Source organism: Shimazuella sp. NTD248, from assembly GCF_059510395.1.
Map to the genome: position 1 here is coordinate 171,638 of NZ_JCAJZT010000002.1, position 25,093 is coordinate 196,730.

A 25,093-nucleotide genomic window follows, 5' to 3' on the forward strand; every position below is an offset into this window, starting at 1 on the left:
AATTTTTACATTGTTTCATCGCTTATATGAGAAGGACAGCGCATTAATATTACAGATATATTATACTTATTTTACAGAATTATTACAAGGGGATATTGCCGTGTTTTTTAGGTGGTAAATGGGCTTGTTTGCGCTCTAGCATCTCCAGCGATTGTTTTAATTTTAATCTTGTCTCTCTTGGATCAATTACATCGTCTACCATACCGTACGCAGCAGCTACATAAGGGTTCGCAAATTGATCTTTGTACTCACTTATCTTGGCTTGTCTCATCTCTTCTGGGGTATTGCTCTCGTCAATTTCACGCTGAAAAATAATATTAGCTGCACCTTCTGGTCCCATAACAGCTACTTCGGCTGTTGGCCAAGCATATACGATATCTGCCCCTATCGACTTACTATTGAGAGCGACATATGCCCCGCCATATGCTTTGCGGAGAATCACCGTAATTTTCGGAACAGTAGCTTCGGTATAAGCATATAAAATCTTTGCTCCGTGCCGAATAATACCACGGTGTTCCTGACCAACACCAGGAAAGAAACCAGTGACATCTACAAAAGTGATGAGTGGAATTTGGAAACAATCACAAAATCGCACAAATCTACTCAGCTTGTCAGATGCGTCAATATCCAACCCCCCTGCCATGAACTTTGGCTGATTGGCTACCACACCTACTGGTTTTCCATCTAAATGGGCAAATCCTACAACCAAGTTACGAGCAAATTTTTGATGTACTTCTAAAAACTCACCATCATCAAAAACGTGCTCTATTACTTTTTTTACATCGTAGGCTTTCATTCCTTCCGTCGGCACTACATTTATTAAATCTTCTACCCAATCTTCTTGTTTTGGCTTATGGGCAACAGGAGGTAAAGCTTGATTGCTATTTGGTAAATATTTTAATAAACGGCGAACATTTTCAAAAACTTCTGCTTCTGACGGAGAAGTAAAATGTACGTTCCCACTAATACTCGCATGTACACCTGCACCGCCAAGTTGTTCTGCTGATATTTTCTCTTTGGTGACAGTTTCAATCACCTTTGGTCCAGTAATAAACATTTGACTTTTTTGTTCCACCATAAAGACAAAATCAGTTAATGCAGGAGAATACACTGCTCCACCTGCACATGGACCAAGGATGACAGAGATTTGCGGGACTACTCCAGAATACAGCACATTTCGTTTAAAAACATGTCCATATCCGTCCAAAGATAGTACACCTTCTTGAATTCGTGCACCACCTGAATCATTTAGACCGATGATCGGCGCTCCATTTTGAGCAGCCAAATCCATCACCTTGGCAATTTTCATCGCATGCATTTCCCCAAGAGCCCCTCCAAATACAGTGAAATCTTGGGCAAATAAATAAACTAATCTACCATCGATCTTTCCACTTCCTGTTACCACCCCCTCTCCAGGAGCTTCTTCTTTATCCATTCCAAAAGCTGTGATCCGATGCTGGACAAAAGGATTTAGTTCAACGAACGTCCCTTCATCAAGGAGCATCTCAATTCGTTCTCGTGCCGTTAATTTCCCACGTTTATGTTGGGATGCAATTCGTTTCTCTCCCCCACCTGCAAAAATTTTTGCCCGTCTTGCGTTTAGTTCATCAATTTTTTTCTGCATCATCTAGTCCTCCTGTGATTGCGATTGGCAGAGTTCTGTTAATACTTTTCCTGTTGAAGAAGGATGTAGAAAAGCAATCTGTGACTGGTGGGCACCTCTTTTTGGCTCTTTATGTATCAAGGAAATACCCTTTTGCTCAAGGTCTAAGAGGGATGTAGCAACATCGTCCACCTCATAGGCAATATGGTGAAATCCTTCTCCTCTTGTTTGCAGATGTTTGGCAATAGGACTTGAATCATCTGTTGGTTCAAGTAATTCAAGTCTACTCTCGCCAATTTGAAAAAAAGCTACTTGTACCTTTTCGCTCGCAACAAATTCTTTTCCAAGAAAAGATAGTCCAAGTGTATCTCGATAATAAGGTATCCATTTTTCTAGTGATTCTACTGCGATACCAATATGACTGATCTTTTGAATACTCATGTTATCACTCCTTAGAAAACATGTTTCGAACAAAAGCTATCGTATCTTTTATCGTACTGCCCGGCGGAAAGATTTCTTTGATCCCTAATTGTTTGAGATGAGGAATATCCGCCGCTGGAATAACACCGCCTGCAAAGATTGGGATATCTGATGCTCCTTGCACTTTTAATAGACGTATCACTTCAGCGAAAAGTTCATTATGCGCACCTGAAAGGCAAGAAAGACCAATTAAATCAACATCTTCTTGAATGGCAGAGACAACGATTTGCTCCGGTGTTTGACGTATACCTGTATAAATTACTTCCATTCCCTCATCCCGCAATGCTTGAGCAATGATCAATGCCCCTCGATCATGTCCATCCAAGCCCGGTTTTGCGATTAATACACGGATAGGTCTTTGCACAACACTCTCTCCTTTCTAGATGACATATTCTCCATAAATTTCTCGCAAAGTGTTACAGATCTCCCCAACTGTGGCATAGGCGCGTACAGCATTTAAAATATAAGGCATCACATTTTGGCTGCTGTTAGCAGCTTGTCTCAATTGAGTTAGCTCGGTTTGAACAAGTTTATTATCCCTTTGCTCCCTTAACTTTTGGAGGGATGCTATTTGCTTTTTAGCTAAAGCAGGGTCTACACGAAGCAGTTCTGGAGCAATCTCGTTATCCAATTGAAACTGATTCATCCCAACGATGATCTGCTCTTGAGATTCTATCTGTCTCTGAGTAGCAAGAGCTGCTTTCCGTATTTCCCGCTGCATAAAACCTTGTTCTACTGCTGTAACAGCACCGCCTAGTTCTTCGATTTGACTTAAATAGATAATGGCTGCTTCCTCTATTTGATCCGTTAAACTTTCTACTGCATATGATCCGCCGAAAGGATCAACCGTATCAGCTACTCCACTTTCATAAGCGATGATCTGTTGAGTACGAAGTGCAATCCGAGCTGACTCTTCAGTAGGGAGTGCCAATGCCTCATCCCGTGCATTAGTATGGAGACTTTGCGTGCCTCCCAATATTGCTGCAAGCGCTTGCAAAGTGACCCGAACAATATTGTTATCTGGTTGTTGTGCGGTTAATGTCGAACCTGCTGTTTGCGTATGAAACCGTAATTGCCATGATTTTGGGGATTTTGCTTGAAAACGTTCTTTCATGATTTTCGCCCACATTCTACGGACTGCACGAAATTTAGCAATTTCCTCAAAAAAGTGATTATGAGCATTAAAGAAAAACGAAAGTCTTGGGGCAAATAAATCAATATCCAAACCTGCTGATAGTGCTGTTTCCACATAAGCTATGGCGTTTGCCAATGTAAAAGCAACCTCTTGTACCGCAGTTGAACCTGCTTCACGAATATGATAGCCGCTGATGCTTATCGTATTAAACTGAGGGGTGTGCTCCATGCAGTATTGAAAAATATCCGTAATAATTTTCATAGAAGGTTTCGGAGGAAAGATATAAGTACCTCGTGCAATATATTCTTTTAAAATATCATTTTGAATCGTACCTTTGATCAGCTTAGGGTCTACACCTTGTTTCTCTGCTGTCGCAATATACATCGCTAACAAAATGGATGCAGGTGCATTAATTGTCATCGACGTGCTCACTTGATCCAGTGGAATTCCTGCAAACAATTTTTCCATATCTTGAAGCGAATCAATAGCAACTCCAACTTTTCCTACTTCCCCAATGCTCATCTGATCATCTGAATCATAACCAATTTGTGTTGGAAGATCAAAAGCCACACTGAGTCCTGTTTGACCTTGCTCCAGCAGATAACGATATCTTTCGTTGGTCTCTTCTGCGGAGCCAAAACCAGCATATTGTCTCATCGTCCAAAGTCTACTTCGATACATCTTTTGATGGATGCCTCTTGTATAAGGATATTCTCCTGGCGGGCTTGTATGTTTAGGAGAATCAGATTCGTCATATACTGTCTTTAACGGAATACCAGAAAGCGTTTCAAACTTCTCTTTACGTTCCATCTATTTTCCTCCATTGGTCAAGTGAACCTTGTGATGAAGAAGTCATGAAAAGTTGTTTCGGGATTGTTTTTTCTTTACTATTATGAGTATACTCTTTTATGTGGATGTTTACGGAAAGCAGGTGAATTCATTTATGGAATATTTTATGGTACCACTACTTGTAATCATCAGTATTCTTGCAGTTATTGGAACTACATACAACAAGCGAACTGGTAACACAGCGGGCTTTTATATTGGAGGAGTATTCACTTTAGGTGTAGTTGTGGTGACTCTCCTGTCCCTTTATGATTTATTTGTTGGAATTCAATAAGAAAAGTGAATAATGGGTAAGATGGAACCGCGGTAAAAGTATTGTACCGCGGTTTTTTACGTGAAAATTTCCTTCATCGCCATCTCAACTTCATCCATAACAATATCCATGTCCACTACTTCACCTAAAATTTGAGACATAGAAGTCACCCCGTAGTCCGTAATTCCACAAGGAACAATCGTCGAAAAGTACTGAAGATCTGTGTTGACGTTAAGGGCAAAACCATGACTTGTGATATATCCTTTTTTGTTACGTGCTTTATGAAATTTCACTCCGATAGCCGCTACTTTTTCATCCTTTACCCATACTCCAGTATGTTTCTCCATCCGTCCCCCATTAATTCCAAAGGAAGACAATACACGGATAAGTGCTTCTTCTATATCTCGAAGATAGGAATGTGCATCATGCTTTTGATCGCCTAAATAAAAGATCGGATAACCAACTAGCTGACCTGGTCCATGATAGGTAACATCTCCACCTCGATCAATTTCCACTATATCGATCCCTTTGGACTCGTAATCTTGTGTAGACAGAAGCAAGTTACTCAAGTGGCTTCCCCGTCCCATCGTCACAGTATGAGGATGTTCCAACAACAATAATTGATCAGGTATCTTCCCTTCATCTACGAAACGTACAATATTTCTTTGCTCGTCCCATGTTGGCTGATAAGCCGCCATTCCAAGGCGTTGTACCTCAAACATGATGAACACTCTTTTCTAAGCAAAATTTACTCTCTTATAAGGCAGTATTGACTTGGTATGACTCTAATCTTTCTTTTACTCGTGCTAAAAATTGTCCAGCAGTCAAACCATCTAATACACGATGATCCAACGATAAACAGAGATTCATTCTATTACGAATTGCGATCATGTCGTCGATTACTACTGGTTTCTTTACAATCGATTCAAAAGATAAAATAGCTACTTGAGGTTGATTAATAATCGGTTGAGAAGCAATTGAACCAAAACTTCCTGTATTATTAACCGTAAATGTTCCCCCTTGCGTATCAGCGATACCCAAGTTTCCGTTTCTCGTCTTATGAATCAAATGCTGCAAAGATCGTGCAATCCCAAAAATATTTTTTTCGTCTGCTTGATGAATAACAGGGACATATAGAGCATCATTTGCAGCAATCGCAACAGAGATATTGATATCTTTCTTTAAAATGATCTTATCCTCTGCCCAAACCGAGTTTACATAAGGAAACTCACGCAATGTATCTACCGTCGCTTTGATGAAAAATGGCATAAAGGTTAAAGGGATACCATTTGCAGCAAAATCGTCTTTGTACTTATTGCGCAAGGCAACAAGACCACTGACGTCCGCTTCCATCATTGTCCATGCATGAGGAATCTCTGTCTTGGATTTCACCATTCGCTCCGCGATCGTACGACGAATCGAGGAAACAGGCACGATTTTATCTTCCACTAATATTTCAGGTGGTAGAGTTTCCTTTACTTTTTTCTTCTCCACTGGAGCAGTTACATTCTTAGTAGGAACAGACGCAGCAGCAGATTTGTTTTCCACCGCATATAAGACATCTTTGCGCGTAATTCGTCCACCTTTTCCACTGCCTGATAGTTTCGTGAGATCAATCTGATTTTCTTGTGCGATACGAAGAACGGCAGGAGAATAACGATGTTTCATCGAAGTATCCGCTTCATTTCGTTCTTGGGTTATAGAAGTTGGCTCATCAGGCTCAACAGTCTGTGAGGCTGTTTCGGTTTCGACTTCCATTTTGCAGATGATTCCACCTACCTCAATGGTTTGTCCCTCATGAGCTAAAATTTCTCCCATTTTACCGTTGTACAAAGAAGGAATTTCCGTATTCACTTTGTCAGTTTCTACTTCACAAATTGGCTCATATTCTTCTACTTCATCTCCCGGCTTTTTCAACCAGCGGGAAATGGTTCCTTCTGTTACACTTTCACCTAACTGAGGCATGACAATATCAATAGTCATTTATTCCGCTCCTCGTCAACTACAGTTCTGCTAGTTCGCGAATGGCTGCTGCTATTTTTTCTGGGCTCAGCATAAATGCCTTTTCGAGTTTAGAATTATACGGCATGGATGGCACATCTGGACTGCATAGTCGACTTACTGGTGCATCCAAATCAAAAAACGCTTCTTCGGCAATGACTGCTGCAACCTCTGCACCAAATCCACTCGTTTTATTATCTTCATGTACAATAAGTACTTTTCCTGTTTTCCTAGTTGCTTCTAGAACAGCTTCTTTATCGAGCGGAATCAATGTACGTAAATCCAATACATGCACATCAATCCCCTCTTCAGCTAACTTTTTAGCTGCGTCCAATGTGTAATGCACCATCAGACCATATGTAATGACGGTAATGTCGTTTCCTTCTCGTTTCACATCTGCTTTCCCAAGAGGAATCGTATATTCTTCACTTGGTACTTCATCTTTTATTAAACGATACAACTTCTTGTGCTCAAAGAAAAGCACAGGATCATTATCTCGTATAGAGGAAAGAAGCAATCCTTTTACATCATAGGGTGTACTAGGAGTAACAATTTTTAAACCTGGTACACCAGTAAATAATGCTTCGATGCTTTGAGAGTGATACAGTGCACCATGAATTCCTCCACCATATGGGGCACGAATAACCATCGGACACTGCCAATCTCCATTGGAACGATACCTCATCTTAGCAGCCTCACTGATGATCTGATTTATTGCCGGCATGATGAAATCGGCAAATTGGATTTCGGCAATAGGTCTTAGACCATATGCTGCTGCACCAATTCCAACTCCTACAATGGCTGATTCTGTTAAGGGGGTGTCTAAGACTCTATCTTCGCCATATAGATCTATCAAGCCGTTGGTGGCTCGAAACACACCACCTCTTACCCCTACATCTTCCCCTAGAACAAAGACACTTTTATCGCGACCCATCTCTTCGGAAATTGCCTCTGTAACAGCATCGATATAAGAAATTACAGGCATTTAAATTCTCTCCTCTCTATCCGGCAAAAACATGCTTGGATAAATCATTTGGGTTAGGATGGTCTGCCGCTTCAGCGAATTTGATCGCTTCCGTTATCTCTGCGTCCATTTCTTTACTCAACGCCTCTTTCTCATCGGCTGTCCACAACTGATGTTCGTCTAAGTAAGTTTCCAACACAAATAAACCATCGCGTTTTTTTGCTTCATCTACTTCTTCTTTTGTCCGATAAGTCAAATCATCGTCATCACTCGAATGTGGCGTTAGACGGTAAGAGACTGCCTCAATCAGTGTAGGTCCTTCTCCTTTTCTCGCCCGTTCTACTGCTTGCTTCATCACATCATATACTTGAAAAACATCATTACCATCTACACGGATTCCTGGCATTCCATAACCTTGTCCACGGGCAGCAACATTTTCTCCAGCTAATTGTTTACTGAGTGGCACAGATATGGCGTACATATTGTTTTCTACTAAAAACACCACAGGAAGTTTATGAACACCTGCAAAATTCAATGCTTCATGCCAATCTCCCTGGTTACTAGAACCTTCGCCACATGAGGTTAATACCACATGATCTTCTCCTGTTACTTTACCTGCATATGCAATTCCAACAGCATGGAGCATTTGGGTCGTAACAGGACTAGAACCAGATAAAATCCGATAACGACGATCCCCGAAGTGATTTGGCATCTGACGCCCCCCGCTATTGGGGTCATCTTTTTTGGCAAAAGCAGATAGCATTTGATCACGAGCTGTTTGACCAAACAACAGCACCATACCTAAATCACGATAATAAGGACATAGCCAGTCTTTCTGCCGATCTAGCGCATATACTGCTCCAATCTGTGTTGCTTCTTGTCCTTGGCAGGAAACAACAAAAGGCAGCTTTCCTGCACGGTTCAAAAGCCACATTTTTTCATCCACTTTTCTAGCTAACAGCATATAGCGGTACATTTCTCGAACCTGCTCATCTGTTAACCCCAGTTCTCGATGTTTCAAACTGGAATCCCTCCCTTGCTTGTCTATTTATATCCTTGTGTTACTTCTCCAAATACTTCAGAAAAAGTAGGATGAGGAAAAATAACCTGTCCGATTTCCCAAGGTGAAGCATCTAAAAATTTAGCTAAACTAGCTGTTGCGATCAACTCAGTAGCCTGTACACCTATCAAATGGACTCCTAGCAAGTCTTGCGTTTTTTTGTCACTTACTATTTTTATAAATCCGTCAGCATTTCCATATACTAAAGGCTTACCAAGATATCTCAAAGGATATTTGCTTGCTGCAACATCGTAACCTTGTTCTTTTGCTGCTTTTTCCGTCAATCCAATACTCGCTATCTCCGGACGACTATACGTACAACGTGGCACTTGGTTAGGATTTACTAATTCTATCTCATCTCCCATCATGTGGTTTACAGCAAGTATTCCTTCACGAGATGCAACATGAGCCAATTGATATCCACCGATAACATCACCAATCGCATAGACATGGGCCTCTGCGGTCTGGTAAGAATGATTTACTTGGATAATCCCACGTTCTACTTGAATATTGGTATTATCCAATCCTAAATCCTCTGTATTTGCATCTCTTCCCACAGATACTAACACCTGATTGATGGTGATCGTATGCTCTGTGTCTGAATCATTTCGTATAATAGAAAGCGTTACTTGTCCATCTTCTATATGTACACTATGCGCCTCTACTTGTGCATTTGTCCATATGGTAACATTTCGTTTTTCCAGAATTCGTTTCATCTCGCTGCTTATTTCTTCATCTTCCAAAGGCAAGATTCGGTCCGCATATTCCACTAGAACTACTTGCACACCCATATCACTTAACATGGAAGCCCATTCGACACCAATGGCTCCTCCACCTACAATCAACATCGATGCAGGTAATTCCTGTAGTTCTAAAGCATCATCAGATGTGAGTATATGAGTATGATCCACTTCTAATCCACTTAACATCCTTGGACGAGAGCCGGTTGCTAGTAATACAAATTTAGGGACAAGCATTTCTGCTTCACCTTCTTGTTTTTCGACAGCAATCGCTCCACCTGCGAGTGGGGAAAAAATCGATGGTCCCATTAACCTGCCTGTACCATGATATATGTCAACCTTATGACCACGCAACAAATTATTTACTCCTTGGTGCAACCGATCTACCACTTCTGTTTTTCGCTTTTGTACCAATTCCATGTTTAAGCGAACACTCTCTGTTTCTACTCCATACGAGGTGCTTTCTTTTATCGCGTGATACATCTCGGCACTTTTCAGTAGCGATTTACTTGGAATACATCCTTTATGCAGACATATTCCCCCTACTTTTTCTTTTTCTACCAATGCTACTTTCCATCCCTTTTGAGCAGCATGTGCTGCCGCTACGTAACCACCGGGACCTCCACCTATCACGACTAAGTCATAATGATGTGCCATGCACCCACTTCTCTCTTCTATGTAATTATGTAAATTTCGACGATAGCTCTACGCTAAATCCGTTTGCTTTACGTATGTAAATAAGATTTGCAATGGTAAATCTTATTACTAAAAAAAACCAATTTCACTTGACCAGCCCAATCCTATTTTTAGATTGGGCTAATTTTTCTATCCATACTATCTTCCGTTTTTTTCTAAATTCAAAGCATGTCTGGCATTTCGATTAAACCGGCTTCGCACATGTTTCATCTTAGCAATTCGCTCTTCTGCGAGGTGGTCAGCAGCAAGGTGTGTAGTAAGGCCTTCACGCTTTGCAATCGCAAATATATCGAGTACTGTGCCATAAATATTTGCTACTTTTTGCATGACTCGATCCTCATTATATCCAGTCAGCTCGTCTGCAACCTGAATCACTCCGCCTGCATTGATTACATAATCTGGTACATACAAAATGCCTTTTTGTTGTAATAACTCGCCATGTCTTGGTTGGTGTAACTGATTATTCGCAGCTCCTGCAACAATTTTACACTTCAAGCGATCAATGGTTTTGTCATTGATGACAGCACCGAGCGCACAAGGTGCAAAAATATCGCAGTCTGCATCATAAATTTCATCAGGCAAAACGGAAGTTGCCCCATATTCGACAACTGCTCTTGCCACTTGTTCTTCATGAATATCGGTTACAATCAGACTGGCTCCTTCTTTAGCCAAGTGACCGAGCAGACGAAAAGCCACATTTCCTACACCCTGTACTGCAATTGTTTTCCCTTCAAGTGAGGAGGTCCCAAACGCTTCTTGAGCAGCTGCTCGAATCCCTTGATAGACACCATAAGCAGTAGCGGGAGATGGGTTTCCAGCAGATCCGGATGCTGAAGAATAACCAGTGACATAACTGGTCTCCAAGTGAATCAATTCCATATCGTTTTCCGTTGTACCAACATCTTCAGCCGTTATATACCTTCCATTCAGCCCTTCTACATAGCGGCCAAACATACGAAAAAGAGCCTCACTCTTATCCTTCCGTGAATCTCCGATAATAACAGCTTTTCCTCCACCTAAGTTCAATCCAGCTACAGCTGCCTTATATGTCATCCCTTTTGCCAATCGTAAAACATCTTCTATCGCATCTTCATCTGATTGGTAGTTCCACATTCTTAGCCCACCAAGTGCAGGCCCTAGTGTAGTATCATGTATACAAATGATTGCCTTTAAACCTGAAACTTCATCTTGACAAAATACCAGCTGCTCATAATTACTCTCTTGTAATCGATTAAACAATTCCACGAGGAGATCCCTTCATTTCTAACGATTTGAATTTGCTACTTGTACTGCTGCTAAGGCAATCGAATACAGCTTTGCCTCCGCAGAGTCCGCACGTGATGTTAACACAATTGGAGCTTTAGCCCCCAATACCAAAGCACCAATCTTCGCTTTTGCGAAGTAGACCATCGATTTATAAAGAATATTGCCAGCTTCAATATCTGGTACCAAAAGGACATCCGCTTTCCCTGCAACTGGACTTTCGATTCCTTTATGTTCTGCTGATTCCACAGATACTGCATTATCTAAGGCGAAAGGGCCATCGATGATCGCTCCTTTTATTTGCTTACGACGATTCATCTGGGCAAGAGCAGCAGCATCAAGCGTCGCTTGCATATTGGGATTGACGACCTCAACCGCCGCAAGAGCAGCTATTTTTGGTTCCTCACACCCTAATGCATGACACAATTCAATGATGTTTTCCACAATTTGAAACTTCTCTGGCAGTGTAGGTGCTACGTTTAAAGCCGGATCTGTCACATGGATGAGGTGATCATAACCTGTCACTTCAAAGGTAGCCACATGACTGAGTACCTTTCCACTCCGCAAACCTTTTTCCTTATGTAAAATTGCCCGAAGGAAGTCAGCAGTCTGTACCATACCTTTCATCACAACATCTGCTTTTCCTTCTCTCACTGCTGACACTGCTGCAATGCAAGCAGCTTGTACATCAGAAGTATCCGTAATAAATTCCCCAGCAGTTAAAGTAAGTCCGATTTCCCTACTAATACGTTCGATCTCTTGTTTTTTTCCGTACAATTGAAACTGAGCAATCCCATGTTTTTTTGCATCTAGGACTGCTTCCAAGACTTCTCGATCATCAGCAGCTGCTACTGCAACTGTGACCGAAGGAAGTGATTCTGCCTTCACTACTATTTCTTGAAATGTCTTCAACTTACTCAAACATATTCCTCTTTCCTCTGTCTGGATTGTCTTATTAGGGTTCGCGAAAAAGACTTTTTGAATACCTAGATCCTTTTATATCCTAGAGAAAACAAGAGAATGAGTCAATCTATCCAGCCGAATTATGTATGGAAAACAGCACACTCCTATCATACCACACAGGTGGATATCGTGCCGGAAATGAAGTAAAATGATCGTGGACATAGGAAGGTGACTTGACATGCAAAAGGAAGTTTTTCAAAGACTTATTGCCATTATTCTCATGTGTATCCCTGGGGGAATCAGTGTTTATGGTTGGACACTCATGCGTGACATTCTCTTTTCTACAGCAGCTGGTGAATCTTTTCCCCTTTTCACTTTTGTACTCGGACTGATCTTGTTTTTACTCGGTTTAACGATTGTAGGAGGATTTATTTTTTACCGCGATAAAAAGCGAAACAAAATTCAGCCTAAACTGCTGAAAAAGACGGATGAATATAAAAAAGAAAAACATGCTTTTCTTGACAAAGTTTAGATCCTTGACCGAAAGGGATCTTTTTTTTATGCATGTTTTAGATACAGTTGCATATTTTCCTATTGGGAGGGATTTCGTATGTCAACGTATCAAGAGTGGTATGAGAAATGGTTAAAAGAACCGATTCTCGAGACGATCCGTTTTCATCAGCAATGGTTATTACAAGACCCTTTTGACTTAGAAACAAGTAGTCATGAATCATTGAAAAAAAGATTAAAAAAATTGGAAGCAGAAGTGAAATCTGCCTCACCCGATCCAAATAGCTACTATCAATATTTGAAAAAGTTGGTAGATATCGAAAAGGAATATACTACTTTTCAAGAAGAAAACATCTACGAACCTTATTATGGAACCGCATACCTCAGTAGTGAAGAAACGAGTGAAACACATACATATGACCCTGTTCCTATTGGAGGGCATACATTACCCCCCTTACCTTATGCTTACAACGCTTTAGAACCATACATCGATGAACAGACCATGTATTTGCACCATGATGAACATCATAAAAAATATGTAGATGATCTGAATAAAGCAGAAAAAATGCTGGAAAAAGCGAGAATCACCAATCAATATGACCTCATAAAATATTGGGAACGCGAACTCGCTTTCAACGGTGCCGGACACTATTTACATACTATCTTTTGGGAAGTGATGAGTCCAAACGGTGGTGGAGAACCGAGCGGTTCCTTAAAAAGAGAAATTTGCCGCGATTTTGGGAGCTTTCACCAATTTAAAAAACATTTCTCTGAGGCAGCTGAAAAAGTAGAAGGCGGCGGGTGGGCAATTCTTGTCTACAGCCCTAGGTCACAACGTTTGGAAATTTTACAAGCAGAGAAACACCAAAACCTCTCCCAATGGGATGTCATTCCACTTTTAACTCTTGATGTTTGGGAGCATGCCTATTATTTAAAATATCCCAACAAACGGAAAGAATATATCAAAAATTGGTGGCATGTCGTCAACTGGCCAGCAGTACAGGAACGTTATCGTAAAGCAAAAAAATTAGCTTGGACTCCATATTAAGGGTAATAGAAAAGCACTTTCCTATATAATAAAAATAAGCAATGCGGAATAGAACATACTTTTATACACATCCCATCACATACCACCATTCACCCTACTATTGGCTATTTTTTTATAGAGGGGACAGGGATGATGAGTAAAAAAAGAAAGACGAGAGATAAAGAAAGTCAACAAAAAGCCAAAGCACGCTACACCAATCGAGCAAATATCTTCTACAAAGAAGAAGTAGCTCCTCTAGAGAAAGCTTACAAACGTGCTTTATCAGGAGAGCAATACCGAGAAGCTGAAGACATTTTCAGGAAGATTCGGGAATCGAAGAAACGGCATCGCACAATATTAATGAGGAAAGAGTTTGTGAGGATAAAATGAAAGACAACGAGTGCGGCCGGGTCCCTCCTGGAGTGGAGCGAACCCGGCCGTTTCACAAGCAGCTAACTTCCTTTTTTGTCTTTGGGAAGTCAGTTACTTCTTGTCCGCCTTGGAAGATTCGTTCTTCTCTTCCTTTGTACGGATATCATGTGCCGTCTTGGCATTGGCCATGGCAACAATCACTCCCGCCGTAAAGAGCAGGAAAGGACTCTTACCAGAAGCCTTATCAATCTGTTCGAAGAGATCAACCGGCTTTTCCTTGATGTACCAAGCTGCGTTGGTATAACCAACAGTCCCATAAAGCTTCGCGAGAGACGTGGTCAGGGGATAGGCAATGGCGAAACAACACTTGTTGAACAGCCAGTACCCGAACTGATACTTCTTGAAGCGTCCAACGAAGGGAGAAATCCACTCGTGAACAGTGTGGACTCGCCTTGCCAGACGGTGGAGGAACAGGAACAGGATGACGGTAACGCATACGGAGATGTTTTCCATCACCTTCCGCATACTTGCTTCCGCATCTTCCTGCTGCAACTTCAACTTCGTGTAACCCTGCTGCTTCGCACGGACAATGCAGAGCAGATCCTTGATCGAGAAGTTGTTCCTGCCGAACTCCTTGATGATCATCCGATCCGCGAGCTCATAGAGCTCTGCGACAGGAGCGGTAGCCATCTCCCACTCCTGCTCAAGACGATGCTCAGCCGAAGATCGAATCGCCTCGACGATGTCATCGTTGTAGACCTGAATGGACTTCGATGCCGAATCGACGATTCGAACAATTGGGTTTGTCTTTCCGACATCACCACTCTGCCAATCCTGTCCAGCGTGCTCCTTGTTCTGAGTGGCGATCCCATCAGCAATGGTCTCGTCAGATGCGAGGAGTGGCTCATCTCCAACCAAAGCTTTCTTGACGGTGCCTCGAAGCGTACCTTCTACTTCCTCACCGCACTTCTGTGACACAAGGTTGAGGAAATCGTCCCCGAGGTCTCCGATGATGTCCATGGTCAGAGCCGTGATGATTTGGTGACACGTTTCACGGTGCCGCATCTCCTCATCAACCGCCCTCTGACACTGTTCAAGTGTCAGTTCGGGGAACCGCTTCCGCTCCTTCGGGTCGGTGACCATCTCAAGATACAGCGCAACTGCGATGCTGTGGTATCCCAGTTCCTTGATTCGAGGAATCTTGATGTGAGGGTTTTCTTCCTCGATCTTACGAAGACTCGCGGGAAGCTCTTCGTCAGCCCACGGGATAGCGATCTTTGGATACTTCTCCTGCAGATATTGCTTGATCTCAGGGAGTTCCGGGTTGATCAGACGGAGGCGGTGATCGAGCAACCTCCGCGCGTCTTCGTACAGCTGTTCACTGTGGTAGCCACTTGCCAAATTACTGGTGCCCACTTATTGTCCTTTCAACGTGGGGGGACCGACTTGGTCTTAATCCCATTATAAAGACGTTGTGCTCTAAGAAGCAAATTTATTTTCTCTGTATTAACAAAAATTTAAAAAACCCTTTCAAAATTGAAAGGGTATACATTTTCTAATATTTCGATTTTACTTTGCGAATTTTATGCCATTTTATGTTCAATCCTTAATTTATCGGCAACCATCGCGATGAATTCACTATTGGTAGGTTTTGCTTTGGTAACATTTATCGTATAACCAAATAAATTTTTAATGGAATCCATATTCCCTCTACTCCAAGCAACCTCGATGGCATGACGAATAGCTCTTTCCACTCGGCTAGGGGTAGTATTGAATTTTTTGGCAATTCGAGGGTATAACGTTTTTGTAATTGCTCCGAGCAAGTCAACTTCATTATACACCATTGTGATCGCTTCTCTTAAATACAAATAACCTTTTATATGAGCTGGAACTCCAATCTCATGAATGACAGTAGTAATATTTGCATCTAAATTACCAAGGCGTGATGATACGGGAACCGCAGCACGAACACGGGAAGTAGTTGGTGCAGTTTGTCCGATCATTTGACGAATTCGCTCTGTGAGCACATCCATATCAAATGGCTTCAAAATGTAGTAAGATGCCCCTAGCTCCACGGCGCGCTGGGTAATATTTTCTTGGCCAAAAGCAGTTAACATGACAATTTTTGGTGCTGGTGACAAGTTCATCTGCTGGAGTTGTTCCAATACCCCTAATCCGTCCAAATGAGGCATGATAATATCTAATACGAGTACATCTGGAGTCCGCTCCTTTATCAGTTCTAGTACCTCTCCACCATTGTGAGCTGCTCCCAATACTTCCATATCTTCTTGACTGTTAAAATGATCTTTTAATAATTGCGTAAACTCTCGATTATCATCCGCAATAATCAATTTAATCAAATCTCTCTCCCCCTTCTCTCATCAAAACTGTTGTTTAACATTTTCGACAAATGAATTCTTCTTTCCTTCTTCCTATAATTACCACAAAGAGATATCATTTCAAAAAACGGGGCACCTACAGAAAAAAGCGGCACCTGTTAAGGTATCCGCAATGGTTTGTATTCCCGCATCCTTGAGCATCCATTCGATAAAAGTACCATATCCAGCAGAAGGATCATTAACAAAAACATGAGTCACCGCACCTATTATTTTACCATTTTGTATAATCGGACTTCCACTCATCCCTTGAACTATCCCCCCAGTTAGTTTCAAGAGTCGTGGATCTGTCACTTTTAGAATAAGACCTTTTGTGGAAGCAGAGCGCTGTTTGTTCACACTCACAATTTGGATTTTAAAGGACTCTACTTTTTGTCCATTTACCACCGTTAATATGTTTGCTGGACCTTCTTTCACTTCTTCTTGTAATCCTACAGCTATCGGCTTATTATATAACCCTTTATTTGGTAATTCACGCATTTCCCCAAATATTCCAAAGGGAGTGTTCCGGACAATATTCCCAAGTATTTGATCTTCATCGGTAAAAATCGCACGCTTTTCACCCGGTTCGCCTGATTCACCCTTTTGAATCGAGGTAACATGTGAACGAAGAACTTTTCCTTGTCCTACTACGATCGGCTGCCCTGTATCAACATCTGATATCACATGACCAAGTGCTCCGTATTTGTGTGCTATTGGATCTAAAAAAGTTAATGTCCCAACACCAGCTGCCGTATCGCGTACATACATCCCCATTCGATAAGTCTGTTCCTTTTGATCCATAAGTGGTTTTAAACGTACCTGATGCTGTTTGTTTGCTCTTAGTACAATAAAATGTAAAAACTTATTTGCCTTTCCTGCTTCCATAGCAAGTAGACCAAGTGTCTTTACACTCGTAGCTGCTTGACCATTGACACGTAAAATGGTATCTCCTACTTGAATCCCAGCTCTTTCAGCAGGAGAAATATTACCAGCAGATGTTTGAATCAAATTATGTCCTACCACCATAATCCCTTTGGATTTCAATTTAATCCCGATTGACTGACCACCTGGAATTACCTTCACAGGAGGAACTACTTGGACAGTTGCGCGTTTGACGGGTATTTTCCCAATGTTTAGGGTAGCATAATGAATACCTGCTTTATCCGCGCTATATTGGACTGGTAAATGAGCAGGTTTTATTAACAGTTCTCCATTCACCATCCGGATTTTGCTTGGAAAGGCCATGAAATCTTGCCAAGTCGGCGACAAACTGACAACGGTTAGGAGAAGGACAAAAATAAGGCCTAAACTTCTCTTCAACCATTTTTGCTGCACACTACCACTCTCCTGCGAGTTCTACCTATTCCTTCGCACTTGAGAGGCTTGTGAAGTTAATTTGCCCTTGATACTGTTTCCTTATAAGTAACAAATGCTTCCTAGCCCATAAACAGTTTGGAACATTTTCGTTACTGTCTTGTTTTGACTTTATTCGCTAAAAATAACATTTCAGCAGCATGCTGCTTTGTTCTGGCTGTAACTTCTGCCCCGCCGAGCATTCGAGATAATTCCATAATTCTCCCTGCTTTATCCAGCTTTACAACTCCAGAACTTGTCTTTTGATCACTGATCTGTTTGGATACATAAAAATGGACATCAGCCATACACGCCACTTGCGGCAAATGGGTAATACACAGCACTTGGTTTTCAGAAGCAAGTATGGCTATTTTTTCAGCAATCGCCTGAGCCGCTCGACCACTCACCCCTGTGTCTACTTCGTCAAATATCAACGTTTGTACTGGATCACGCCCACTAAAAATGCATTTTAATGCCAGCATGATCCGAGATAACTCCCCGCCTGAGGCAATTTTGGTTAATGACTTGAGAGGTTCTCCAGGGCCTGGGGAAAGTTGAAACTCGACTTGATCCATCCCAGTCACCGTGATTGCTGCTTTTTGCAAGGGATCAGGAAAAAAAGAAACATGAAAAACACTGGAACCCATCATCAAATCAGCTAATTGCGCTTCGACATGTACTTCCAGCTCTGAAGCTGCTTGTTTTCTTAACTGAGTCAACCCTGCTGCTTTTTGCAATAACTCATTCTTCAACTGCTTTTGTTTCTCGTATAGATGTTCTTTATTTTCTTCCACATTCAAAAGCCGCTCTAATTCTTCTTCTGCACTCTCCAGATAGTACAAAATATCAGAGGTGGTCTCTCCATATTTGCGCTGCAATTGCCGGATCGTATGAATTCGATCCTGTACTTCATATAACCGCTCTGGCGAAAAGTCTAAGCTGTCTTGATAAATACTCAGATCTCGAGCTGCTTCCTCTAATTGAAAAGTAGCTGCTTCCATCGTTTCTAATATGCTTTGGATAGCGGAATCAAGTCCTGCCACTTCTTGCAAATTGTATACCGCTCGACGCAGCTGAGTGATTCCACCGCCTTCAGCCGATAAAATCTGATAGGCTCCTGATACCCGGGAAACTAATTTTTCACCACCAGCTAACCGTTTTTCTTCTTCTTGCAATGTCTCTTCTTCCCCAGACACCAATCTTGCATCTTTTATTTCAGATACCTGAAACTGGAGCATATCTACTCGCCGTTCCATCTCTTGCTGATCGAGATCGAGCTGTGCAATTTGTTTGGTTATCTCTTGATATTGACGATATACATTTTGGTATTCCCTACGTTTATCTAAGATTTTAGATCCACCAAACTGATCCAACCAGACAAGATGCTCTTCTACTTGCAGCAATCCCGTATGCTCATGTTGACCATGTATATGAATGAGATAATTTCCTAATTGTTTTAACATAGCTAAAGTGATCATACGTCCATTAACTCGACAAGTGCTCTTCCCATTTATTGCAATCTCTCTGCGAATGATGAGATACTCTTCTTCTGCCTCAATATCCCATTCTTTTAACAATGCGATAGCAGGATGGTCTGCTGGGAAGTCGAAACTAGCCTCAATAATTGCTTTTGGAGAACCATGACGAACAAAATCACTAGAAGCTCTGCCTCCAATGACTAGTCCAAGAGCATCTATTAAGATGGATTTCCCTGCCCCAGTTTCCCCCGTCAATACGTGGAAACCTTGGTCAAAAGTCAGGTTTATATTTTCTACGATGGCAAATTGATGGATGGACAGTTCTTTTAGCATAAACTCATCTTCCCCTACAACATGTCTAAGAACCGTTGAACTATTTCTTCCGCTACTGGTTTGGATCGACAAATGATCAAAATCGTATCGTCTCCAGCAATCGTCCCCAATATTTCATCCCAATCAAGATTATCTAATAAAGCTGCTATAGCATGGGCATTACCTGGCAATGTATTCATGACGACTAGATTTTCAGCAAAGTCTATCCCAACGAAAGATTCTTGCAATAATCGCTTTAATTTTTGCAATGGGTTAAAGCGACGGTCTGCAGGCAAGGAGTATTTATAGGCCCCATTGCTAAGTGGAACTTTTACGAGATGCAATTCTTTGATATCACGGGAAATCGTCGCTTGTGTGACGTTATAGCCAGCTTTTTTTAACTCCGCTACTAAATCATCCTGCGTTTCAATATCTTTACTTGTTATGATCTCCCGAATACGAATATGACGCTGTGCTTTCATGAAAATCGCTCCTACTGCTCTTGCAATTTTTTGCGGATTACTTCAAAGAAAGTACGCTCTTTCCATTTGATCAAATGTGTGGAACAAGGTGACTTCCCAATTCGAACAATATCTCCACGTTCTAACGTAAATCCTTCTTGACCATCTATTGTAACACCAATTTCGTTGTGATTGGCTGCAACCTCGATTTCTAAAATACTATTTGCCGGAAGCACCATAGGACGTGAAGTTAAGGTATGCGGGCAGATTGGCGTGAGTAAAATACACTCCAAGCCTGGCCAAACAATAGGACCCCCACAGGAAAGGGAGTAAGCAGTGGAACCCGTTGGAGTAGAAATAATAACCCCATCCCCAGAGTAAGTACTGACAAAGGTTCCGTCCATTTTTACGGTACACGTAATCATCCGGCTAAAAGAACCTTTTGCGATTCCAATATCATTTAAGGAAATTCCTCTTTTGATCACTTCATCTTGGCGAATCACTTCTGCTTCTAGCATGAGTCTTTTCTCGACACAATAATCTCCCGCTAATATTCGATCAACGGATGCAGAGAGGTCTTCTGGTTCTGCTTCGGATAAAAAACCGAGGTATCCCAAATTAATCCCCAATATGGGGATGCGGGAACCGGCTAATTTTCTCGCCACTCCAAGTAGTGTACCATCTCCACCGAGCACAAAGGTACAGTCTACATGTATAGGAAAGTCATCCAAAGGAATCCCTTTATGTTCTTGACCAAGTACTTTTGCCAGATCTGTATCAAGACATACAGTAGCACCTTTGTATTCAATCAGATCTGTCAGCTTTTTTGCAACCGTCAGTGCCGTAGATTTAGTTTGATTAGCCATGATGCCTATTGTTTTCATCTGTCCACCTCAAGGTTACGCTTATCATTTTTGTATTATCCACATCAAAATCATACCAATTAAGAAAGTAATCACATAACCCATTGGAAATTTTTTTTGTGATTCCAATAACGCCGCATGAGAAAACTGTACAAGTGACACTTTATTTTTTGCTTTATCGACATATACAATTCCTGCTGGTCGATAGAGCAAAAAAAATGGGAAAAGATGATCACGGATAGCTGCTCCTGTTTTGCGTAAAGGTTTTCTCTCTTTTGCGACAAGCACCACATATAATAAATCTTCTTTCATCGCCAAAAAATCGATAAACATTCTGCTCTCATATGGCTCTTTATCCAATTCGATGGAGATAGGAATTTTTTTCTTTCCTTCAATGGGTTCATAACCATATTCTCGAAGTAAATCTGCTACTTCGCCTTTTATCTGTTTGGGTTCTTTTTGTGTTTTGTTCAATAGTATGTCTTTGGCAAATTGAAAAGAAACCCATTTTCTCAGTATCAAAAATAAAATAAATAGAATGATAAGTACTAAAACAATGGAATCACCTGAGTGTGACACGCTCCCTCCCTCTCTCCATAAGAAAACTATTCTTCCAACATGGGGGATTGATGAGCTTCTTGTAATACCAGCTCGATCTGCTCCTCTATAGAAAAAGAACGTTCGTCCGTTCCCTTTATCAGATACGCTAAAAATTCTATATTTCCTTTTCCTCCCCTTATCGGCGAGGAAGAAAGACCTGCGATTCCATAACCTTCTCGGGTGAACATTTCGATCATTCTTTTCAATACATCACGATGAACAGCTGCATCACGCACTATTCCTTTTTTCTCCACTTGATCTTTTTGAGCTTCAAATTGTGGTTTAATCAAAGCTACTACTTCACTTTTATCAAGTAGTAATCGATTTAACGTCGGAATGATATTCGATAAGGAGATAAAAGAAACATCGATAGTTGCAAAATTAGGAACTGGTCCTATTAAGTCTTTGGCTTGTACATGACGAAAATTCGTACGTTCCATCACTTTTACTCGTTCATCTGTACGAAGTTTCCAAGCAAGCTGACCATATCCCACATCTATGGCATATACATAGGAAGCTCCGTTTTGCAGGGAACAATCCGTAAAGCCACCAGTGGACGCACCAATATCCAATACCACTTTATTCTTCATATCAATAGAAAAAACGTGAAGTGCTTTTTCTAGTTTTAAGCCTCCGCGGCTTACATAAGGATGGGTTTCTCCTTTTATGTGAATTGAACTATCCACTGGATACTTAGTACCCACTTTGGTCGAAGACTCATTGTCTACAAAAACAAGCCCAGCCATAATGGCCCGCTGGGCTTGTTCCCGACTGGGATAATATCCTTTTTGTACAAGGAGAATGTCTAATCTTTCCTTAGCCATTCGATTACCTCAGATCTTTTGAATATCAGGGACACAACTTTTCCTTGCAATCTCGCAAATCCCCTCAGCTGTCAAACCAATTTCTGCTCGTTGTTCACTGACACTGCCATGTTCTACATAGTAATCAGGTACACCGAGGATAGACACTCGCTGATTTTTGTTTTGTTCCGCGAAAAACTCCAATACGGCGCTGCCAAAACCACCAATTTTGGAGCCCTCTTCGACTGTGATGATGGGCAATCCCTCTTGATGGATAGAGAGCAACAGTTCTTCATCTAAGGGCTTTGCAAAACGAGCATTGACCACTTTCGCTTGAATTCCTTCTTCGGCCAGTTGTTCTGCTGCTTCTACAGCTACAGAAACCATGTTTCCGAACGCAAGAATTGCCACATGATTCCCTTCTCGAATTGTTTCCGATTTTCCGATCGGGATCAATTGAAAGTCCTCATCCATCGGAACTCCTTCACCTTCACTTTTGGAGTATCTCACCGCAATCGGTCCTGATTCGTATTGGGTAGCAGTATAAAGCATATGTTGTAATTCGTTTTCATCTTTTGGCATCATGATCACTAATCCGGGTTGAGAGCGCATGAAGCTGATGTCATATACACCTTGGTGTGTCTCGCCATCTTCCCCAACAAAACCAGCTCGATCAACTGCAAAAACAACATTTAAATGTTGGCGGCAAACATCGTGAATCAATTGATCATATCCACGCTGTAAAAAAGTCGAATAGATGGCTAGCACAGGCTTCAACCCTTGTGTCGCTAACCCAGCTGCAAATGTTGTGGCATGCTGCTCCGCAATTCCTACATCAAAACAACGCTCTGGATAGGTTTGCTGAAATTTGTCCAATTTAGAACCTGTGATCATAGCTGGTGTGATAGCGACGATCTTTTGATTTTTCGCAGCAAGTTTGATCATTGTTTCTCCAAATACGGCTGGATAAGCAGGAGCATTAGCCTTTTTCTTTTGAAAAGCACCCGACTCAATTTTATAAGTCCCTACGCCGTGGAAGTTGACTGAATCGTCTTCTGCTGGTTTATATCCTTGGCCTTTTTTCGTAATAACATGCACAAGTACAGGTCCCTTTGTATTTTCAGCTTGACGCAAACACTCCATTAGTTCATCCATATGGTGACCATCAACTGGACCTAGATAAGTAAAACCAAGCGTTTCAAAAAGCACACCTGAAACCAATAAAAATTTAATGCTGTCTTTTACTCGTTCTAGTGTTTTTGCCACTGGCCCCCCAATAGTAGGGATTTTTTTCAGTACTTGTTCTACTTCTGCCTTCATTTTGTTGTAATGGCGATGAGTACGTAGTCTACCCAAGTAGTTATGTAATGCACCTACATTAGGACTAATAGACATTTCATTATCATTTAAAATGACAATTAAATCTTTTTGTTCTTGACCGATATGGTTAAGTGCTTCTAGAGCCATACCACCTGTTAGCGCACCATCCCCAATTATCGCTACTACTTTGTTACTTTCCCCTTTGATATCTCGAGCAGCAGCCATTCCCATCGCTCCAGATAAAGAAGTACTACTGTGCCCTGTTTCCCATACATCATGCTCACTTTCACTCATCTTAGGAAATCCGCAAAGACCTTTGTATTGCCGAAGAGTGGAGAATTTGTCTCCTCGTCCAGTTAATAATTTGTGTACATAGGCTTGATGACCTACGTCCCATAAAAACTTATCATTTGGACTGTTAAATAAATAGTGCAGGGCAATTGTTAATTCTACTACACCAAGGTTTGATGCTAAATGACCACCTGTACTGGACAGACTGTTAATGAGAAACTGCCTTATTTCTTCCGCCAACTGAGGAAGTTGATCCTCCGATAATTTCTTTAAGTCTGTAGGTGTTTGGATCTGCTCGAGGAGCAAGAAAGACCGCCTCGCTTTCATAGTTGTATATTCGTTCAGAAAAATGCCGGTCTATTTGAAGACCGGTAACGATGAACGTTTCTATGTATCTTTGGTCACAAAAAGGTGTTCAAATTACTAGATTTTGAAATACATTATAGCATAGGTAAGCCTTACCTGTCCCGTAAGAGTAAATAATCTGCTAGCTCCAATAACCGAGTTGGATCTAAGTCTTCTCTATTCTGAATCGATCCACGTGCGATGTGAATACAATCTTGTAATCTTTTTCTCGACTCATCTAATCCAAGTAAGGATGGATATGTAGCCTTCCTATTATGTTCATCACTGCCAACAGGTTTTCCGATGACTTCTTGGTCTCCAACCACATCCAATATATCGTCTTGAATTTGGAATGCCAATCCCAACTGATAAGAAAAAGTCATCAATGCTTCTAATGTTTCTTGTTTTGCTCCAGCAATTAATGCTCCAACTCGTATAGAATAAGTAATTAAATCACCTGTTTTCCGACGATGTATTTCTTCCAATTCATCTAATGTAATGGATTTGGATTCACTTTCCATGTCTTGCACCTGACCATTGATCATGCCCTGTGTACCTGCATACCGCACTGCTTCTTGAATTAAATCGAGAGAAACGCCAGCAGGTAAATGAGCTTCTCTTGCTCCTTTTGCGATCAACCCGAAGGCCTCGGTCAATAAACCATCTCCTGCAAGAATAGCCATTGCTTCCCCGAACACTTTATGGTTCGTCAACTTTCCGCGGCGATAATCATCATCATCCATCGCTGGTAAATCATCATGAATTAAAGAATAGGTATGGATCATTTCAATCGCACAGCCAAAAGGCAAAGCCGTTTCTATGCTTCCTCCTAGTGCTTCTGTTGTAGCAATGGTAAGAACAGGGCGGATCCGCTTTCCACCTGCGAGTAAGGAATAGCGCATTGCTTTTTGCAGTGTGGCAGGGATACTTGTCCATTCCATACTAATGGTATCCAGCTCTTGATGAACTATTTCTGCCATATTTTTTATGTATGTTCTTGCCTCTGTCATGATCGTAATCTTCCTTCCTCACGCAC

The 25,093-nt window shown here is 41.4% G+C and carries 25 protein-coding genes; 4 read left to right on the forward strand and 21 right to left on the reverse strand.

Going from position 1 to position 25,093, the window contains the following annotated elements; translation table 11 throughout:
- Window positions 1–82: 82 nt before the first annotated feature.
- From AC5WOE_RS05465 to AC5WOE_RS05480, 4 genes are read right to left on the reverse strand one after another with little or no spacing between them, the layout of a single operon-like run.
- Window positions 83–1,624 carry an acyl-CoA carboxylase subunit beta gene (locus tag AC5WOE_RS05465; RefSeq protein ID WP_496049715.1) on the reverse strand — a complete coding sequence of 514 codons (1,542 nt, stop codon included), beginning with the start codon at window positions 1,622–1,624 and terminating at the stop codon, window positions 83–85.
- A gap of 3 nt (window positions 1,625–1,627) precedes the next feature.
- Entirely contained in the window at window positions 1,628–2,044 is a 417-nt protein-coding gene (gene mce / locus AC5WOE_RS05470; RefSeq protein ID WP_496049714.1) for a methylmalonyl-CoA epimerase, read from the reverse strand.
- Window positions 2,045–2,048: 4 nt separating this feature from the next.
- Window positions 2,049–2,447 carry a cobalamin B12-binding domain-containing protein gene (locus AC5WOE_RS05475; protein WP_496049713.1) on the reverse strand — a complete coding sequence of 133 codons (399 nt, stop codon included), beginning with the start codon at window positions 2,445–2,447 and terminating at the stop codon, window positions 2,049–2,051.
- Window positions 2,448–2,462: 15 nt separating this feature from the next.
- Window positions 2,463–4,028, reverse strand: a complete 1,566-nt coding sequence (locus AC5WOE_RS05480) for an acyl-CoA mutase large subunit family protein (RefSeq protein ID WP_496052106.1) — start codon at window positions 4,026–4,028, stop codon at window positions 2,463–2,465.
- Window positions 4,029–4,161: 133 nt separating this feature from the next.
- Between AC5WOE_RS05480 and AC5WOE_RS05485 the strand changes: the two genes are divergently transcribed.
- Entirely contained in the window at window positions 4,162–4,338 is a 177-nt protein-coding gene (locus AC5WOE_RS05485; protein WP_496049711.1) for a hypothetical protein, read from the forward strand.
- 56 nt (window positions 4,339–4,394) lie between these two features.
- Here the strand turns inward: AC5WOE_RS05485 and lipB are convergent, their stop codons facing one another.
- From lipB to yqiS, 7 genes are all read right to left on the reverse strand, one after another.
- Window positions 4,395–5,039, reverse strand: a complete 645-nt coding sequence (gene lipB / locus AC5WOE_RS05490; protein ID WP_496049710.1) for a lipoyl(octanoyl) transferase LipB — start codon at window positions 5,037–5,039, stop codon at window positions 4,395–4,397.
- 34 nt (window positions 5,040–5,073) lie between these two features.
- On the reverse strand, window positions 5,074–6,300 hold the full coding sequence (locus AC5WOE_RS05495) for a dihydrolipoamide acetyltransferase family protein (RefSeq protein WP_496049709.1): 1,227 nt from the start codon (window positions 6,298–6,300) through the stop codon (window positions 5,074–5,076).
- A 19-nt stretch (window positions 6,301–6,319) separates the two neighbouring features.
- Window positions 6,320–7,303: an alpha-ketoacid dehydrogenase subunit beta gene (locus AC5WOE_RS05500; protein WP_496049708.1), complete on the reverse strand. Its 984-nt coding sequence runs from the start codon at window positions 7,301–7,303 to the stop codon at window positions 6,320–6,322.
- A gap of 16 nt (window positions 7,304–7,319) precedes the next feature.
- Window positions 7,320–8,258 carry a thiamine pyrophosphate-dependent dehydrogenase E1 component subunit alpha gene (locus AC5WOE_RS05505; RefSeq protein WP_496049958.1) on the reverse strand — a complete coding sequence of 313 codons (939 nt, stop codon included), beginning with the start codon at window positions 8,256–8,258 and terminating at the stop codon, window positions 7,320–7,322.
- 68 nt (window positions 8,259–8,326) lie between these two features.
- Window positions 8,327–9,739 carry a dihydrolipoyl dehydrogenase gene (gene lpdA, locus AC5WOE_RS05510; protein ID WP_496049707.1) on the reverse strand — a complete coding sequence of 471 codons (1,413 nt, stop codon included), beginning with the start codon at window positions 9,737–9,739 and terminating at the stop codon, window positions 8,327–8,329.
- Between the two features lie 177 nt (window positions 9,740–9,916).
- Window positions 9,917–11,023, reverse strand: a complete 1,107-nt coding sequence (locus AC5WOE_RS05515; protein ID WP_496049706.1) for a Glu/Leu/Phe/Val family dehydrogenase — start codon at window positions 11,021–11,023, stop codon at window positions 9,917–9,919.
- A gap of 18 nt (window positions 11,024–11,041) precedes the next feature.
- Entirely contained in the window at window positions 11,042–11,968 is a 927-nt protein-coding gene (gene yqiS, locus AC5WOE_RS05520) for a phosphate butyryltransferase (RefSeq protein ID WP_496052238.1), read from the reverse strand.
- Between the two features lie 214 nt (window positions 11,969–12,182).
- Between yqiS and AC5WOE_RS05525 the strand changes: the two genes are divergently transcribed.
- The 3 genes from AC5WOE_RS05525 (at window position 12,183) to AC5WOE_RS05535 (ending at window position 13,871) form a co-directional block, all read left to right on the forward strand.
- Window positions 12,183–12,476 (forward strand): DUF2627 family protein, encoded by a 294-nt coding sequence (locus tag AC5WOE_RS05525; protein ID WP_496049705.1) that lies wholly within the window; start codon window positions 12,183–12,185, stop codon window positions 12,474–12,476.
- A gap of 78 nt (window positions 12,477–12,554) precedes the next feature.
- Complete coding sequence (locus AC5WOE_RS05530) at window positions 12,555–13,502, forward strand: superoxide dismutase (RefSeq protein ID WP_496052107.1); 948 nt, start codon at window positions 12,555–12,557, stop codon at window positions 13,500–13,502.
- Between the two features lie 132 nt (window positions 13,503–13,634).
- The gene (locus AC5WOE_RS05535) at window positions 13,635–13,871 is read left to right on the forward strand and encodes a hypothetical protein (protein ID WP_496049703.1); all 237 of its coding nucleotides are present in this window, start codon (window positions 13,635–13,637) and stop codon (window positions 13,869–13,871) included.
- 93 nt (window positions 13,872–13,964) lie between these two features.
- Here the strand turns inward: AC5WOE_RS05535 and AC5WOE_RS05540 are convergent, their stop codons facing one another.
- From AC5WOE_RS05540 to AC5WOE_RS05585, 10 genes are all read right to left on the reverse strand, one after another.
- Window positions 13,965–15,269, reverse strand: coding sequence for a hypothetical protein (locus tag AC5WOE_RS05540; RefSeq protein WP_496052108.1), 1,305 nt, complete (start codon window positions 15,267–15,269; stop codon window positions 13,965–13,967).
- 167 nt (window positions 15,270–15,436) lie between these two features.
- Window positions 15,437–16,213, reverse strand: a complete 777-nt coding sequence (spo0A, locus tag AC5WOE_RS05545) for a sporulation transcription factor Spo0A (protein ID WP_496049701.1) — start codon at window positions 16,211–16,213, stop codon at window positions 15,437–15,439.
- 99 nt (window positions 16,214–16,312) lie between these two features.
- A complete protein-coding gene (spoIVB, locus tag AC5WOE_RS05550; RefSeq protein ID WP_496049700.1) occupies window positions 16,313–17,566 on the reverse strand; it encodes a SpoIVB peptidase in 1,254 nt (417 codons plus the stop codon).
- 131 nt (window positions 17,567–17,697) lie between these two features.
- On the reverse strand, window positions 17,698–19,395 hold the full coding sequence (gene recN / locus AC5WOE_RS05555; protein ID WP_496052109.1) for a DNA repair protein RecN: 1,698 nt from the start codon (window positions 19,393–19,395) through the stop codon (window positions 17,698–17,700).
- Between the two features lie 14 nt (window positions 19,396–19,409).
- Window positions 19,410–19,856 carry a transcriptional regulator AhrC/ArgR gene (ahrC, locus tag AC5WOE_RS05560; protein WP_496049698.1) on the reverse strand — a complete coding sequence of 149 codons (447 nt, stop codon included), beginning with the start codon at window positions 19,854–19,856 and terminating at the stop codon, window positions 19,410–19,412.
- Between the two features lie 11 nt (window positions 19,857–19,867).
- Entirely contained in the window at window positions 19,868–20,719 is an 852-nt protein-coding gene (locus tag AC5WOE_RS05565; protein WP_496049697.1) for an NAD(+)/NADH kinase, read from the reverse strand.
- 24 nt (window positions 20,720–20,743) lie between these two features.
- Window positions 20,744–21,277 carry a hypothetical protein gene (locus tag AC5WOE_RS05570; protein ID WP_496049696.1) on the reverse strand — a complete coding sequence of 178 codons (534 nt, stop codon included), beginning with the start codon at window positions 21,275–21,277 and terminating at the stop codon, window positions 20,744–20,746.
- Between the two features lie 26 nt (window positions 21,278–21,303).
- Entirely contained in the window at window positions 21,304–22,122 is an 819-nt protein-coding gene (locus AC5WOE_RS05575) for a TlyA family RNA methyltransferase (protein WP_496049695.1), read from the reverse strand.
- 9 nt (window positions 22,123–22,131) lie between these two features.
- On the reverse strand, window positions 22,132–24,018 hold the full coding sequence (dxs, locus tag AC5WOE_RS05580; RefSeq protein ID WP_496052110.1) for a 1-deoxy-D-xylulose-5-phosphate synthase: 1,887 nt from the start codon (window positions 24,016–24,018) through the stop codon (window positions 22,132–22,134).
- A 152-nt stretch (window positions 24,019–24,170) separates the two neighbouring features.
- A complete protein-coding gene (locus AC5WOE_RS05585) occupies window positions 24,171–25,067 on the reverse strand; it encodes a polyprenyl synthetase family protein (protein WP_496052111.1) in 897 nt (298 codons plus the stop codon).
- Window positions 25,068–25,093 lie beyond the last annotated feature (26 nt).